This is a genomic window from Ruania zhangjianzhongii (genome assembly GCF_008000995.1).
Classification (GTDB): Bacteria; Actinomycetota; Actinomycetes; order Actinomycetales; family Beutenbergiaceae; genus Ruania; species Ruania zhangjianzhongii.
Genome location: NZ_CP042828.1, coordinates 208,103 through 223,204, shown reverse-complemented (window position 1 = coordinate 223,204; position 15,102 = coordinate 208,103). Strand labels below are relative to the sequence as shown.

At 69.7% G+C, this 15,102-nt stretch carries 14 protein-coding genes and 1 pseudogene; 12 read left to right on the top strand and 3 right to left on the bottom strand.

Going from position 1 to position 15,102, the window contains the following annotated elements; translation table 11 throughout:
- Positions 1-51: 51 nt before the first annotated feature.
- The 5 genes and pseudogenes from FU260_RS01280 (at position 52) to FU260_RS01265 (ending at position 4,503) form a co-directional block, all read left to right on the top strand.
- The gene (locus FU260_RS01280; protein WP_147915417.1) at positions 52-1,221 is read left to right on the top strand and encodes an ABC transporter substrate-binding protein; all 1,170 of its coding nucleotides are present in this window, start codon (positions 52-54) and stop codon (positions 1,219-1,221) included.
- A gap of 13 nt (positions 1,222-1,234) precedes the next feature.
- Positions 1,235-2,119 carry a branched-chain amino acid ABC transporter permease gene (locus FU260_RS01275; protein WP_235912134.1) on the top strand — a complete coding sequence of 295 codons (885 nt, stop codon included), beginning with the start codon at positions 1,235-1,237 and terminating at the stop codon, positions 2,117-2,119.
- Positions 2,119-3,456, top strand: a pseudogene (locus FU260_RS01270) (ABC transporter permease subunit); the annotation flags it as partial. The gene FU260_RS01275 and the pseudogene FU260_RS01270, both read left to right, overlap by 1 nt.
- A gap of 106 nt (positions 3,457-3,562) precedes the next feature.
- Entirely contained in the window at positions 3,563-3,799 is a 237-nt protein-coding gene (locus tag FU260_RS24520; protein ID WP_425328566.1) for an ABC transporter ATP-binding protein C-terminal domain-containing protein, read from the top strand.
- The gene (locus FU260_RS01265; RefSeq protein ID WP_147915416.1) at positions 3,796-4,503 is read left to right on the top strand and encodes an ABC transporter ATP-binding protein; all 708 of its coding nucleotides are present in this window, start codon (positions 3,796-3,798) and stop codon (positions 4,501-4,503) included. Before FU260_RS24520 ends, FU260_RS01265 begins: the two co-directional genes overlap by 4 nt.
- Before the next feature lie 83 nt (positions 4,504-4,586).
- On the opposite strand, the gene FU260_RS01260 is transcribed toward FU260_RS01265, so the two are convergent.
- Both FU260_RS01260 and FU260_RS01255 read right to left on the bottom strand, forming a co-directional pair.
- Entirely contained in the window at positions 4,587-7,487 is a 2,901-nt protein-coding gene (locus FU260_RS01260; RefSeq protein ID WP_147915415.1) for an FAD-binding and (Fe-S)-binding domain-containing protein, read from the bottom strand.
- 35 nt (positions 7,488-7,522) lie between these two features.
- Positions 7,523-8,407, bottom strand: coding sequence for a TetR/AcrR family transcriptional regulator (locus tag FU260_RS01255; RefSeq protein ID WP_147915414.1), 885 nt, complete (start codon positions 8,405-8,407; stop codon positions 7,523-7,525).
- Positions 8,408-8,493: 86 nt separating this feature from the next.
- Here FU260_RS01255 and FU260_RS01250 point away from each other — a divergent pair, with 86 nt between their 5' ends.
- The 4 genes from FU260_RS01250 to FU260_RS01235 all read left to right on the top strand — a co-directional run bounded on the left by FU260_RS01250 (position 8,494) and on the right by FU260_RS01235 (position 11,296).
- Entirely contained in the window at positions 8,494-8,967 is a 474-nt protein-coding gene (locus FU260_RS01250) for a hypothetical protein (protein WP_147915413.1), read from the top strand.
- A gap of 91 nt (positions 8,968-9,058) precedes the next feature.
- A complete protein-coding gene (locus FU260_RS24320; protein WP_187368352.1) occupies positions 9,059-9,730 on the top strand; it encodes a hypothetical protein in 672 nt (223 codons plus the stop codon).
- A complete protein-coding gene (locus FU260_RS01240) occupies positions 9,727-10,233 on the top strand; it encodes a hypothetical protein (RefSeq protein ID WP_147915412.1) in 507 nt (168 codons plus the stop codon). Before FU260_RS24320 ends, FU260_RS01240 begins: the two co-directional genes overlap by 4 nt.
- Positions 10,234-10,357: 124 nt before the next feature.
- Positions 10,358-11,296 carry a hypothetical protein gene (locus FU260_RS01235; RefSeq protein WP_147915411.1) on the top strand — a complete coding sequence of 313 codons (939 nt, stop codon included), beginning with the start codon at positions 10,358-10,360 and terminating at the stop codon, positions 11,294-11,296.
- Here FU260_RS01235 and FU260_RS01230 read toward each other — a convergent pair.
- Entirely contained in the window at positions 11,293-11,871 is a 579-nt protein-coding gene (locus FU260_RS01230; RefSeq protein ID WP_147915410.1) for a TetR/AcrR family transcriptional regulator, read from the bottom strand. The two genes, FU260_RS01235 and FU260_RS01230, sit on opposite strands and share 4 nt — an antisense overlap.
- Positions 11,872-11,924: 53 nt before the next feature.
- Here FU260_RS01230 and FU260_RS01220 point away from each other — a divergent pair, with 53 nt between their 5' ends.
- The 3 genes from FU260_RS01220 to FU260_RS01210 are packed head-to-tail and all read left to right on the top strand — an operon-like array spanning position 11,925 to position 15,067.
- Positions 11,925-13,214 (top strand): alpha/beta fold hydrolase, encoded by a 1,290-nt coding sequence (locus FU260_RS01220; protein WP_235912133.1) that lies wholly within the window; start codon positions 11,925-11,927, stop codon positions 13,212-13,214.
- 51 nt (positions 13,215-13,265) lie between these two features.
- Positions 13,266-14,138, top strand: a complete 873-nt coding sequence (locus tag FU260_RS01215; RefSeq protein ID WP_147915409.1) for a carbohydrate ABC transporter permease — start codon at positions 13,266-13,268, stop codon at positions 14,136-14,138.
- The gene (locus FU260_RS01210) at positions 14,135-15,067 is read left to right on the top strand and encodes a carbohydrate ABC transporter permease (protein WP_147915408.1); all 933 of its coding nucleotides are present in this window, start codon (positions 14,135-14,137) and stop codon (positions 15,065-15,067) included. The genes FU260_RS01215 and FU260_RS01210 overlap by 4 nt, the downstream gene beginning before the upstream one ends.
- The last annotated feature ends 35 nt before the right edge of the window (positions 15,068-15,102 follow it).

Genomic DNA, 15,102 nt, shown 5'->3' with positions numbered 1-15,102 from the left:
CCGATCAATCAGCCGCGCCCGACTGACGTCGCAGGCGTTCGAGGAGAAATCATGCGCAAGATCGTGACGATCGCCACGGTGAGTACGCTCGCCCTCGCCCTCGCGGCGTGCGATTCCGAGAGTGGAGGAGGCGGCTCGGACGGCGAGCTCGTCGGCGAGGGCAGCGGTGCGGACTGCACGATCGGGGCGCCGATCCCGGTCGGCGCGGCGCTGTCCCTGACCGGGGGCGCCGGCAGCTACGGAGAGTCCCAGCGCAACGGGCTGGAGCTGGCCGTCGCGCACCTGAACGACGCCGAGAGCGGCGTGACCTACGAGCTGAGCGTCGAAGACGACCAGACCGATCCACGGCAGGGCATCACCGTGTTCGAAGGTTTCGTCGACGGCGGTTCCAGCATCATCATCGGCCCGACACTGTCCAACGGGGCGTTCCAGGCTCAGCCGATCGCGCAAGAGGGCGCTGTCCCGGTGCTGGCCATCTCCAACACGGCCGATGGCATCACCGAGCAGGGCGACTACATCTTCCGGGACTCTCTCACCGAGGGCCAGGTCATCCCGCAGACGATCGCGGCCGCCACCGAAGAGTTCGGCCTGGAAGACGTGGTGGTGATGTACAGCAACGATGACGCATTCACCGAGTCCGGTTACGAGGTGTTCGCCGAGTCTCTCGAGGCCGAGGGAGTGGAGGTCTCGAACACGCTGACCTTCTCCGTCAGCGATACCGACTTCCGACCGCTGCTGACCGAGGCGGCAGGCGCCGAGCCGGATGCGATCGTGGTCTCCGGTCTGATCGAGGCGGCGATCCCGCTGGTCACCCAGGCCCGTGAGGTCGGGCTGGACGTGCCGATCATCGGCGGCAACGGGTTCAACAACCCCCAGCTGATGAGCGACGCCGGTGAGGCCGCCGAAGGTGTGGTGGTCGGCGCCGCCTGGAACTCTGCCTCCGACAATCCCGAGAACACCGACTTCCTTGCCGCCTACGAAGAGGAGTACGGCAGCCAGCCGGACCAGTTCGCGGCTCAGGCGTACGCGGCGATGACCATCGTCGACACCGCAGTGCGGACCAACTGCTCCGGTGAACGCGACGACATCCAGGACGGTCTGACCAACATCAGCGACCTGCCGACTGTGCTCGGACCGCTGTCGATCAACGAGAACCGGGACGTCGAGCACGAGGCGGTCGTGCAGATCGTCGAGGACGGCTCGTTCGCGGTCCTGGACTGAGAAACGCACTTCCTTGGTCGACATCCAGCAGCTGTTCAACGGGCTCTCCCTCGGCTCGCTCTATGCGCTGTTCGCCATCGGGTTCGCCCTGGTGTTCGGCATCCTGGATCGACTGAACCTGGCGCACCCCGCCGTGTTCGCCGTCGCGGCCTACGTCGGCATCGAGCTGGTCACCAGCCTCGGCATCTCGGTCTGGTTGATGCTGCCGGTGGTGTTCGTGGTGGGCGCCCTGCTCGGTCTGGTGATCGAGCGGGTCGCCTTCCGCCCGTTGAACCGGCGCCCCGATGCGCACTTCGCCGGGTTGATCTCCTCGATCGCGCTCGCCGGAGTGTTCATCGCACTGCTGCAGGGCCGGTACGGGCCGGACACGCAGCGATTCCCGGCCGAGGCCCTGCCGGGGGCCACGTTCACCGTGCTCGGCGCGCAGGTCTCCGCCGTCCAGGTCGCGATCCTGGTGATCTCGATCGTGCTCGTGGTCGCGCTGGGGCTCCTTGTCGCCCGTACCCGCTTGGGCCGCGGTATGCGGGCGATCGCGGAGAACCCGACGGCGGCGCGGGTGCTGGGAGTGAACGTGGACCGGGTCACCGCCACCACGTTTGCGATCTCCTCAGCGCTCGGTGCCGTAGCAGGGGCACTGTTCGCCCTGAACGTGAACACTGCCCAGCTCGGTATGGGCAGCGCGATCGAGCTGAAGGGGCTCGCGGTGATCATCGTCGGCGGGATGTCCTCGCTGCCCGGCGCGCTGGTCGGCGGGCTGGTGCTCGGCGTGGCCGAAGTGTTCACCGTGCAGTATCTCGGCTCGAGCTGGCGTGACCTGGTCGCTTTCGCCCTGCTGTTCCTGATCCTGGTCGTGCGCCCCCAGGGGCTGTTCGGCAAGCGGAAGGTGCGGGAGGTCTGATGCTCAGCGACTCCACTCTCGTCTTCATCGCGATCGGCGCGATCTTCGCCTTCTCCTTCTACGCCGTGCTGGTGGCTGGCCAGCTCAGCCTCGGCCAGGCCGGGTTCGCCGCGATCGCCGCGTTCGGCTCCGTCACCCTCGCCCCCACCCCGGACCAGGTCGGCGACCTGCCCGCCCTGCTGATCGCCGCCGTCATCGGGATGGCCCTCGGTGCTGCTGCCTCGATACTGCTCGGGCTGCCCACGATGCGCCTGCGCGGGGTGTTCTTAGCGATCGCCACCCTGGCGTTCGCCGAGGCGGTGCGCATCCTGATCGTCAACTCCGAGAGCCTCGGTGGCGCCGGCGGGATGTCGGTGCCCAAAGTGGTCACGCCGGTGACCGCCTGGGTGGCACTCGCCGTCGTCGCCTACTGGTTCTGGCGGCAGGGACCCTCCCGCTACGGTCGTGCGCTCGCCGCGATCCGCGAGGACGAGCTCGCCGCCCGGGCGATGGGTATCGACGTCGGCCGGCACCGGCTCCAGGCGTTCATCACCTCGGGCGCGGTCGCCGGGCTCTATGGCGTGCTGTGGGCGTACTTCGTCCGGCTGATCGCGCCGGAGGACTTCGACTTCGCCGCCGCGATCGACGGCCTGGTCACCGCTGTGGTCGGCGGCTCCACCCTGTTCATCGGTCCCATCCTCGGCAGCGCATTCCTCACCATGGTGCCCGAGCTGCAGCGGGCGGTCGGGATCGATGCCGGCTGGATCCGCCCGGTGCTCTCCGGGGTGCTGCTGCTGGTGGTCATCCTGTTCCTGCCCGGCGGTCTGGCCAGCTTCATCCCCCGGCGGCTGCGGATGCCGGTCGGTACGGCCGAGGCCGACGGGGCCGGCAGCCTGACCACTCGGCAGCACCCGGGCCGTGGCGAGACGGTGGTACGACTGCAGAAGGTGAGCAAGGACTACTCCGGGGTACACGCCGTCCAGGGGGTGGACCTGGAGATCTTCGGGGGCGAGGTCGTCGGTCTGATCGGTCCGAACGGTGCCGGAAAGACCACGCTGGTGAACCTGATCAGCGGTCTGGTGCGCGGTTCCTCCGGTGAGCTGGAGGTGCTCGGCACGCAGCCGGGACGCAGCCCGGTGCACCGGATCGCCGCTGCCGGGGTGAGCCGCACCTTCCAGCACTCCAAGCTCTTCCCCCGGCTGAGCGCGGTGGAGAACGTCCTGGTCGGAGCACACCTGGTCTCCCGCCCGACCCTGCTGCGCCGCCTGCTGTGGCTGCCCTCGGCCCGCCGGGACGAACGGCGCGCGCTGCAGCACGCCGCCCGCTGCCTGGACCGGGTCGGGCTGGTGGACCAGGCGAAGGTCACCGCGTCGGCGCTGTCCTACGGGGACCAGCGGCGCCTGGAGATCGCGCGCGCTGGCCGCCGACCCCTCGCTGCTGATCCTGGACGAACCCGCCGCCGGGATGAACCAGGCGGAGGCGGACAGCCTGTCCGACCTGATCGGCTCCCTGGCCGGCGACGGGCTGACCATCCTGCTCATCGAGCACAACGTCGGCATGGTGATGCGCACCTGCAGCCGGATCCTGGTGCTGGACTTCGGGCAGCTGATCGCCACCGGGACACCCACGGACATCGCCGACAACCCGGCGGTGGTCGAGGCCTATCTGGGCACTGCGCAGGACGGGGGGCGACCGGTATGACCGAGGCGATGCTCACGGTGGAGAACCTGCGGGTCAGCTACGGCCGGGTGCAGGCGGTCCGCGATGTCACGTTCCGGGCCGAGGCCGGTTCGCTGGTCACGCTGGTGGGCGCCAACGGTGCCGGGAAGAGCTCGATCGTGAACGCGATCAGTGGGGTCCTGCGCCCGCGCGGCGGCCGGATCACCTTCCAGGGCAAGGACATCACCCGCACCCCGGCACACCGGCTGGTCCGCCGCGGGCTGGTGCAGGTGCCCGAGGGTCGGCAGATCCTGACCAGCCTGACCATCGAGGAGAACCTGCAGATGGGTGGCTGGCACGCCGGCCGCGGCGGGATCGACGCGGTCTACGACCGGTTCCCGGTGCTCGCCGAGCGCCGTCGGCTGGCCGCCGGATCGCTCTCCGGCGGGGAGCAGCAGATGCTCGCTATCGGCCGGGCGCTAGTGGCCAACCCCTCGCTGATCCTGCTCGACGAACCGTCGATGGGACTAGCCCCGCTGATCGTGGACGAGGTGTTCGCCGTCATCAGCGAGATCCGCGCCGCCGGGACCACCGTGATCCTGATCGAGCAGAACGCCCGCCGCGCACTGAGCGTGGCCGACCGGGGCTACGTGCTCGCCAGCGGGGAGCTGGCGCACGAGGGCACCGGTGCCGACCTGCTCGCCGACGACCGGGTGGTGCAGGCCTACCTCGGCATGAACACCTGAGTCGTCAGGTGAGGGGTGCGCTATCGCGCACCCCTGACAGGACGACCCGGGGTGGGTGTGGGGGTGAGTGTGGGGGGCGGGGGTTAGCGGGTGACTCGAGCGAGTACTTCCAGCACGTGCTCGTAGTCACGGCCGGTGGCCCGGGACATGCCCATCTCGCAGGTACGGTTGCAGGAGGCGTAGGCCGCGAACTGACCCTGCTCCGCCTCCAGGTCGGCGATCTCGGCGGCCTCCGCCTCGGTGGCGCCGGCGGTCAGCTCCGGGTGCAGCATCCCCCGGTCCCCGGCGAAGCCGCAGCAGCCCCAGGACGGCGGCACCTGCACCTGCCGTGCTGCCGCACCGGCCACCGCCTCCAGATCCGCACCGATCCCCAGGTGCTCGGTGGAGCAGGTCGGGTGCACGGCGAGCGTGTCCACCTTCGCGGCCGGGTCCAGCTCGAGCCGCGGCAGCACCGCGCGGCGGACGTAGGTCACCGCATCCAGCACCTCCCACTCCGCGAAGATCGTGGCCCGGACCGGGTCCAGGTGGGTGGCGAGCTCGGTCAGCCCCTGCGTGCACGAGGAGGCGTCGCACACCAGCGGCAGCGGGGGCGCGCCCGCCGGCCGGTCCGCCGCGGCCTGCTGCATCGCATCGGCAACGCGTGCCGCCATCAGGTTCTGCCCGTCGGTGAAGCCTTTCGAGGACCACGGGGTGCCGCAGCACAGCCCGTCGATCCCCGGTACCAGCGCCACCGTCAGCCCGGCCCGTTCGCACAATGCGAGAAACGCCGCCGCCGCCCCCTGCCCACCGGACGCCGGCCCGAACATCGCACCGGTGCAGGAGGGGAAGAAGAGCAGATCGGCGGTGTCCGCACCGGCTATGCCGCCCGGGCCCGCACTACCCGGGTGAGCTGCGCCGTCGGCGGTATCGGAGGTGAGTAGCCCGGATCGGCGCGAGCCGGGCCCAGGCAGATCGGCCCCCACCTGCGGGAGCCATTCCGGGGGGAAGACCTTGCGCAGCGCGGAGGTGACGCCTCGTAGCGCACCGGAGGGAACGCCGTCGGCGATGGACAGCCCCGCGCGCAGCCCGACGGTCACCGGCCCCCACTGGCCCGCCACCACCGACCCGGCCCGGCGGGCCAACGGCCCGCGCCGCTCGGAGCGGAAATCCTTCATCACGGCACCGGTATCGATCGAGACCGGGCAGGCGATCGCGCACAGCGAGTCCGCGGCGCAGGTGTCCACCGCGGAGTAGTCATAGGCGTCCTCGATCGCCGCACGGGTATCCGGATCGGCGGTCGCTGCCTCGCGCAGCAAGGCGATCCGCTGCCGCGGTGTGGTGGATGTGTTCCGAGAGGGGCAGCCTGGTTCGCAGAACCCGCAGTCCACACAGCGGTCGACGGCGGAGCCCACCGGGGGGATGACCTTCAGGTGTCGTACGTGTGCCCGCGGGTCATCGTCCAGCAGCACTCCAGGGGCGAGGATGCCGCGGGGGTCGCACAGAGTCTTGACGGCGGACATCACCTGGTACAGCTCGTCACCGAACTGGCGGCGCACGTAGGCGGACATGATCCGCCCGGTGCCGTGCTCGGCCTTGAGCGTGCCGTTCGCACCGAGCACCAGGTCCACCAGGTCCTCGGTGAACGCCTCATAGGTGGCCAGCTCGGCCGGATCGTCCAGGTGCGGGGTGATCATGAAGTGCAGGTTCGCGTCCCGCGCGTGCCCGAAGATCACCGCGTCGCCGTAACCGTGGGAGCGCAGCAGGTGGCCCAGGTCGCGGACCGTGCCGGTGAGCGCCTCCGGCGGGACCGCGATGTCCTCCAGCAGGTTCGTTGTGCCCGCCGAGCGGGCCCCCGCTACTGCTGCGTACAGTCCCTTGCGCACCACCCACAGCGAGGCGCGGGCCGCGGCGTCCCGGGTCAGCGCGGCCGGGGCGGACAACGGCAGCGTGTCGATCACCGGACGGGCGGCCTCGACCTGCTCGGTGAGCTCAGCCTCCTCGGTGGCCTGGAACTCCACCAGCAGCGCCGTGTGGTCGGTGACCTTCATCTGCCGCAACGTCTCCGGAGCGGCGGGCAGAGTCTGGGCTACCCGCAGCGCGGCGGCATCCATCAGCTCCACCGCGCGGGCGCCGGCACCCAGCAGCCGGGGCAGTGCCTCGGTGGCAGCGCCGATCTCGTCGAGCATCAGCAGGGTGGTAGCGCGGGCGGTGGGCACCGGCACAGTGCGCAGCACCACTGAGGCGATGTAGCCGAGCGTCCCCTCGGACCCGACCATCAGGTGAGCGAGGATGTCCGCCGGCTGGTCGTGGTCGAGCAGCGAGTTCAGGCCATAGCCCATCGTGTTCTTCATCGAGAACTGGTGCTCGATGGTGGCGCGCAGCCGGGAGTCGGTGCGCACCTGCTCTCGTAGTCGCGCCAGTCCGCGGTGCAGCTCCGGCTCGCGCCGGGCGAGCTGGGCGTCCGCGTCCGGGTCCGCGGTGTCGATCACCGTGCCGGAGGCCAGCACGTAGACCATCGAGTCCAGGGTGCGATACGCGGTGGCCGCCACGGAGGAGGTCATCCCGGAGGAGTTGTTCGCCACCACGCCGCCGACGGTGCAGGCGATCTCGCTGGCCGGATCCGGACCCAGGCAGCGCCCGTACCGGGCGAGCATGGCGTTCACCCGGCGCAACACCGCGCCGGGCTGGCAGCGCACCCGGGCGCCGTCGTCGAGGATCTCCACCCGTTGGAAGTGCCGGCGGGTATCGATCAGCACACCATCGGTGCCCGCCTGCCCGGACAACGAGGTGCCGCCGGCGCGGAAGGTGACCGGCTGACCGGCCCGGTGGGCTGCGGTGAGCGCGGCGACCAGCTCGGGCAGGCTGCCCGGAGTGACGACCGCCCGGGGGGTGAGCAGATAGTGCGAGGCGTCGTGGGACATCCGGGCCAGATCGGCGGGCTCGGTGCTCCATGCCTCGGGGGCCACCACGGCCCGGAGCCTGTCCATCGGGGTGGTGACGGTCATCGCTTGAGCGTAGCCCGGTCGGTGGGTCGATCGGTTCAGGACTCGTTCTCGAGGAAGTTGTCCCCGGCCTCCAGCCGGACCCGCAAGGCCTCGATTCGGCCCTCGTCCCAGGTGATGTCCGGATCCGGCTCGAGGAAACTCAGTCCGGCTACCGATACCAGACTGGGCAGGCTCCACTGGCCCTGGACACCGAAGATCTCGCCGTCGAACTCGTCATCGGCGAGACCGGGTCGCACCATCGTCTGACTGACCAGACCGCGCATCGCCGCGTTCACGAACTGAGCGAACGCGGTGTAATCCAGTCCGGTTTCCGGGCGGATCCGCAGGCCGAGCAGGCGGTGTCCGATGCGGTGGCTGCGGACGATGCCCTGGATGAACGCACGCTCGGAGCCGGCGAGCGTCTCGACTACCTGGTGGCGCAGCGGGCCCTCCGCCATACTCACCGCACTCACCGTCAGGGCGAGGTAGGTGCGCCACTGGGGTGTGCCGATCACTCGCCGAAAATCCGCCACACCCACCTCCCGGAGCACCTCGGCCGCCAGCTGCAGCCTCCCCTGCCGCGAGGGGAGCAGATCGAGGTGCGCGAGGATCACGGCTCGGATGGCGGCGCTGGCCTCCTGGGTGCCGGTCATCGCCATCGGCTCGCTGGCGCGGGCCAGCTCCAGCAGCAGGTCGCCGAGGAACAGATCCTTGTTCGGCCAGCGGCGGTAGGCCGTGCTCCGGGAGACGCCCGCCTCACGGATCACGTCCTCCAGGCGGATGTGGTCGAGGCTGACGGTCAGGCCCTCCCGGGACAGCGCTTGTGCCGCCGTGGCGAGCATCCGTTGCTCGGTCTGCTCGTCGGTCAGCCGGGGGCGGCGCCGGCCGATGGCCGAGGCCACCTCGGGTCGGCTCGGTCCGGACGGGTCAGAAATAGGCATGGCCTCTCCCGGGCGGTTGGGATATGGTGTCTCAAGTTCCAAGTACCAATCTGGAACCCACTCTATCGCTGACCTGGAGGACTGACATGACAACTACTGCACCGACCTCTCGGCCGTCCGCCCGGACCCGGCCGCCCGCTGCGTTCACGATCTGGATCGGACTCGCCCTGACCGTGCTGGCCGCACTGGCACCGCTGCTGGACCTGGTGACCACCGGCACCATCGAGGCGCATGTGCGCGCCACCTATCCCGACTGGCCCGACGAATGGGTGCAGGCCGACACGACGGCGATCGCCGTGGGGCTGGGCGTGATCGGGTTGCTCGGCATCATCAGCTGGCTGATCACCCTCCGCGCCACGATCCGCGGGCGTCGCTGGGTGCCCATCGTCGCGACAATCCTGTGGATCCTCGCAGTCACGGTCACGGCGTATGCCACGACCACGCCGACCGGTGCCTACGACCGGATGGTCCCGACGGTCCTCGGACTGATCACCGCTCTGCCCTGCCTGGCCGGCGTCGTGGCAGTGGTGCAGCTCTGGCGGCACCGGCTGCGCGGTTGAGCGAGGCCGGGCTGAACGGGTGGGCACAACTCCCCTCGCCTCCGCGCCCCGACTTTGCCACAATGGCAGAATCGCCGACCGAGGAGACGCCTTGTCCTATCCGCCGAACCAGCCCGACCCGCAGCAGCCGGGCGGTTACCAGCAGCCTGGCCAGCCTCAGGGTGGTCAGCCTCCGCAGCAGCCCGGCTACGGTCCGGCCCACTCGACTCCCCCGGCAGCGCCCGGCTACGGCGCCCCGGGGCAGACCCCGATGGCACCGGGCGGTTACGGTGCGCCGGGACAACCGCCGATGGCCCCGGGCGGCTACGGCGCGCCAGGCGGGTACGGCGACCCGTACGGCCAGGTCGGCATGCCGCAGCCGCGCCCGGGTGCCGTGACCGCCGGTGGTGTGATGACCTTCATCGGTTCCGGGCTGCTCATCCTGATCGGCCTGCTCGTGGTGATCTTCGGCGCCGCCGGGAGCCAGGCGTTCACCGAGGCGTTCGGTGAGGGGGCCGGGATTGCGGCCGGTGCCGTGATCGTCGTCGGCGTCGTGCTGCTCGTGCTCGGAGTCATCCCGTTCGTCCTCGGACTGTTCGCGTTCCGCGGCTCGAAGGGCGCACTGATCGGGCTCACCATCTTCGGCGGGATCTACGTGGTGTTGAGCCTCGGCTCGCTGTTCACTGAGAGTGGGACCAGCGGCGCGCTGCTGCCGCTCATCTGGGTGATCGCGGCCACGGCGCTGTTCTGGTCCGGCAAGTCCTGGTACGACTCCCGGGTATGACCGCGGCGCCACCGCCCCCGCCTGCACAGCCACGGCAGCCGGGGGCGTATCCACCGCACCCGGAGGGGCAGGAGGACTCGCGCCCCGCGCGCCCCTGGACCGTCGTCGTGGGCGCGATCCTCGGCTGGGTGGCCTCGGCGCTGCTCCTCATCGCCGGTGTGGGTCAGCTCGTCAGCGTGGCCAATACCGACCCGGCCAGTCTGATGGGGGCGATGAACGAGGCCGTCGCCCTGACCGCCACGGTGATCATCGTTGCCGGGCTGCTCGGTGGGTTGCTGACCACGCTGGCGTTCCGGGGCTCTCGGGGCGCTCTGGTCGCCCTGACCGTGCTGGCGGTGCTGAGCGCGCTGGTCCCGATCGCTGCTCTGCTCTATCTGCTCACCTCGGTCGAGACCGGGCTGGCGTTGCCGTGGCGCGCGCTGGTGGGCGCCCTCTGGGCTGCGGCCGTCATCGCGCTGTTCTGGTCCGGGCAATCCTGGTTCCGGGCCCTGCGTCGCTCCTGAGCAACCGGCCGCTGCACGGCAGCGGTCATCCCCCGGCTGCTTGACCCCTCGCCTCAGGCACAACTCCCCATCGCCGGCGCGGTGACGGAGCGCCACACTGGACGTCACCGTCAATTGAGGCGCCATGATGTCCCACTCGCCACCACCAGTCAGCCCGCGGCAGCGGCCCGGAACCGTCACCGCAGCTGCGCTGCTGACCTGGATCAGCGCCGGCTTCCTGATCACCATGGGGCTCCTGCTCGTGATCGCCGACCGGACCGGCGACCAGCCGTTCCGGCGGGCCCTCACCGAGGCTGTCGGTATCGGCGTCAGCATGCCGGGGGACATCACCCTGCTGACCCTGGGCATCGTGCTGCTCGTCGTGGGTGCGATCCTCGCCCTGCTGACGGTCGCGGCATTCACCCGGTCCCGGGGCGGGCTGATCGGACTGAGCATCGCCGCCGGTCTGTATCTCGTGCTCACGTTCGCCGCGATGAACGACGACCGCACCTCGCCGCTCCTGCTCTTCGGCGTCGTCTGGATTGCCGCAATCACGGTGCTGCTCTGGTCCCGCCGCGGCTGGTTCACCACCGCCGGCGCACGGACCACGGCACCGACGCCGGTAACGACGTCCCGCACCACCAGAGGTGCTGGCCCGACCGACCCCAGCCACCGCCGACCCACCCACGTGACCACCGGAGCGGTCATGGCCGGGATCGCTGGAGCCGCACTGCTGTACTTCGGCGGCCAGATGGCGTGGCGGGGCTTCGCGGCCTTCCTCCATCCAGACCCGGCCACCGCGTTCGCGGGTCTCGGGGTGCACATCGGGCCGATGACCGCCGCGATCGGTGCGGCGGTTCTGGTGCTCACCGCGGTGACCCTTCGCGGCTCGAGGGACACTCTCGTCGCTCTGACCGTGACCATCGCCGTCAGCGGCCTTGTGCTGCTGACGCCGGTCCCCTCCGCCGGGGTACCGGCGCTGACCATCGTGCTGAAGCTCGGCGCCATCGCGTGGCTGCTCGCTGCGGTGGTACTGCTCTGGTCCCGGGCGGCGCGGGGCTGGTATCGACGCCAGGGCCGCTAGGTGGCCACCGCGATCATGCGGATCAGCTGCTCGGCCGCCGCCGCGGTGTCGTAGGTCGGATCCTGCAGACTCTCATTCACGATGCCGTCGATCGCTCCCCCGATGATCACCGCCGCCGTCCTTGAATCGGCCAGGCGCCCCGGCCAGGACGCCTCGAGGATCTGCGCCAGCGCCCGCCAGCGCTCAGCGGCGCCATGCTCGCCGAAGCCGTGACTCATCGCCTCGATCAACATACGAGTGTGCCGGGGCTGCTCACGCAGGTGTCCGATCATGGCCCGCACATAAGCTGCCGGTGCGTCAGCGGAATCCGCTGCCTCGATCGCCTTCGCGACGTCACCGGTCAGCGCAACGAGGGTTGCCTGGTGCGCCGCCTGCACCAGCGCGTCCTTCGACGCGAAGTGATACAGCACGGCCGCCTTGGAGAGACCCGCCCGCTCGGCGATCCGCGCCAGTGACGCACCCCGGTAGCCGTCATCGGCCACCAGCTCGATGGTGACCTCGATCAATTGCGCCCGCCGGGCCCGCTCGATGAACGTGCCGCCAGTGTCCGCCGCAGTGGAAAACTCCGTTGCCATAGCGATCAGCTTACCGTACGGTGACATATCTGACCGATCGGTTAGGAGTATTGATGGCCAACCATCAACAGAGCATCCGCAGCACCGAGGACGAGGCCGCTGACCAGCGAGAACCGTCCTCTGACCGGCACACCACCACCGCAGAGCACACCACCGACGGCCACACCACCGCAGAGCACCCCGCTCCCGGGCGAGGCATGGCGGAACACGCTGCCACCGACACCCCCGACTCTGGCGCACCCAGCGAACCCGGTGAGCCCGGCGAGCCCGGCGCATCCGGCGACTCCGGCGACTCCGGCGACTCCGGCGAACCCAGCGAACCCAGCGAACCCAGCGAACCCGGCGAGCCCGGCGCATCCGAGGGCACCGCACTCCGGCGGCGGCGTCGGCGCCGACGCCGCCGGATCGCCTTGGCAGTCCTGGCGGCACTGGTGGTGGTGATCGCCTTCGCGATGCGCAACCCGTCCCCGGTGGGCCACTGGGACAGCGCCGAAGGTCAGGACCGCTACCTGGCGGCCTATGCCGAGGCGTTCGAGGACCTGCCCGAACCCGACCAGACCCAGGACCTTCGTACCGACTACGGGTTCGTGCGGGTGTACCGGTTCGAGGGGACGGGGGATGCCGAGGCGCCGATGGTGCTCCTGCCGGGGACGGCATCGGGTGCACCGGTGATGGCCGACAACCTGCCATCGCTGCTCGAGATCGGAGACGTCTATCTGATCGACCTGCTCGGTGAGCCCGGCCGCAGCGTGCAGGAGCGCCCGATCACCTCCTCCGCCGAACAGGCCGACTGGCTCGACCAAGCACTCGCCCAGCTGGACGAGGACACCGTCCACGTGGTGGGGCTCTCCATCGGCGGATGGACCGGAGTCAACCTCGCACTGCATGCCCCTGGGCGGGTGGAGACCCTGACCCTGATGGATCCGGTCAACGTGTTCGACGACATGCCGTTGGAGACGATCGTACGTTCCATCCCGGCGGCGTTTCCGTGGCTGCCGAAGTCCTGGCGGGACGGCTTCAACTCCTACACTGCCGGTGGCGCTCCGGTGGAGGAGGTTCCGGTGGCGGAGATGATCGAGGCCGGGATGCAGCACTACCGGATGAAGCTGCCGCAGCCGGAGCGGATCAGTCCCGATCAGCTCTCCACGTTGGACATACCGGTGCTGGCGCTCATCGCCGGGGAGTCGGTGATGCACGATCCGCCGACGGCCACCGAGACGGCAGAACAAGCCCTGACCGACGGCACGGTGCGCGTCTACCCGGAGGCCTCACACGCGATCAACGGCGAGTACCCGGAACAGATCGCCGTGGACATCGAGGAGTTCCTCGCCGACCACGAGTGACCGGCCGCTAGGCTCCCTGCCAGGAGCCAGCAACGGAGAGGTCGGCCAGGGGTGAACGCACGCGCACGCCACGAGGCTCGGGCTGCGTACGTGATGCTGACGCCGAGCCTGATCGGGGTGGGCCTGTTCCTGATTCTGCCGGTGCTCGGTGTCCTCGCCTTGTCTCTCCTGCGCTGGAACCTGATCTCCACCCCACGATGGGTCGGGCTGGCGAACTACGCCCACGTCTTCACCTCGGGGCAGTTCCTGAACTCGATGTGGGTGACCGTCGCCTTCACCGTGATGACTATCCCCACGGCGATCGCACTCGGTCTGCTGCTCGCGCTGGCGATCAATCGGAAGCTGCCGGGTACGTCCTGGCTCCGAGTGCTGTACGTGCTGCCGTGGGTGAGTGCGCCGCTCGCGCTGGGGGTCGTCTGGAAGTGGCTGCTGGATCCCTCCTACGGCGCGGTGAACGCTCTGCTTGGCCGCCGGGTGGAGTGGCTCACCGACCCGCAGCTGGCGCTGCCGTCGGTGGTGTTCGTACAGGTCTGGTCCACGGTGGGGTACATCTCGCTGTTCTTCCTCGCCGGTCTGCAGCAGATCCCCACCGCGGTCTATGAGGCAGCCACGCTCGACGGCGCAGGTCGCGTTCGCATGCTGCGTTCAGTGACGTTGCCGCTACTTCGGCCGACGATGTTCTTCGTCACCGTGACCTCGGTGATCGCCTCGTTCCAGGTGTTCGACGCCATCTACGCGATGACCCGCGGCGGGCCGGCGTTTCGCACCGACGTGATCGCCAGTCGGATCTACGACGAGGCGTTCGTGAACCTGCGCCTCGGCCGCGCCGCGGCGATGGCCGTGGTGCTGTTCGCCGTGCTCGTGCTGATCACCCTGATCCAGCAGCGCTACTTCCGCCGACGCATCACCTACGACATGTCATGAGCCAGCCGACCTCACGCTCGACCACCTCCGCGCCGCCGGGGGCCTCACCCACGCCCCGCGCGAGGCGACGTGCCAGCGGCGGGCGAGCTGCGCCGTCGTGGGCCTCCTCGCGCCTGGGCGCGAACCTGCTCACCTACGCCTTCCTGCTCGGCGGCGCCCTGCTGATGCTCGGGCCGTTCGTGTTCTCGGTGATGACCGCCGTCAAGACCTCCCACCAGTTCAACACCAGCTGGCCAACCGCACTGCCGGACCCGGTGACCGGGGAGAACTTCGCCGCGCTGTTCTCGCAGGAGTACAACTTCATCGTGCCGATCGCGGTCACCGTGCAGGTGGTGGTGGTGCTGGTACTCGGGCAGATGGTCTCCTCGATCCTGGCTGCCTACGCGTTCGCGCAGCTGGACTTCCCTGGCCGGGACACGCTGTTCTGGGTGTACGTGGCGACCTTGATGATCCCGGTGGTGGTCACCATCATCCCGCTGTACTCGATGATGACCTCGCTCGGGCTGAAGAACAGCTTCGCCGGACTGGTGGTGCCGTTCATGTTCGGCTCCCCGTACGCCATCTTCCTGCTCCGGGAGAACTTCCGCTCCACGCCGTCGGATGTGCTGGACGCCGCCACGATCGACGGCGCCGGGGTGCTGCGGCGGCTGTGGCAGGTGATGGTGCCGATGAACAAGCCGATCCTCGCCACGCTGCTGCTGATCACTGTGGTCAGCCAGTGGAACAACTTCATGTGGCCGCTGATCATCGCGCCCGCCGAGGAGTGGAACGTGATCACGGTGGCCACGGCGGCGCTGCAGACCCAGTACGCGGGCAACTGGACGCTGGTGATGGCCGCCACGACGATCGCGCTGGCGCCGCTGGTGATCCTGTTCTTGATCTTCCAGAAGCAGATCACCTCCTCGCTCGGGGTAACCGGGGTGCGGTGAGTGACGGTTGATGTAAGCACGATGCAAGAACGCGG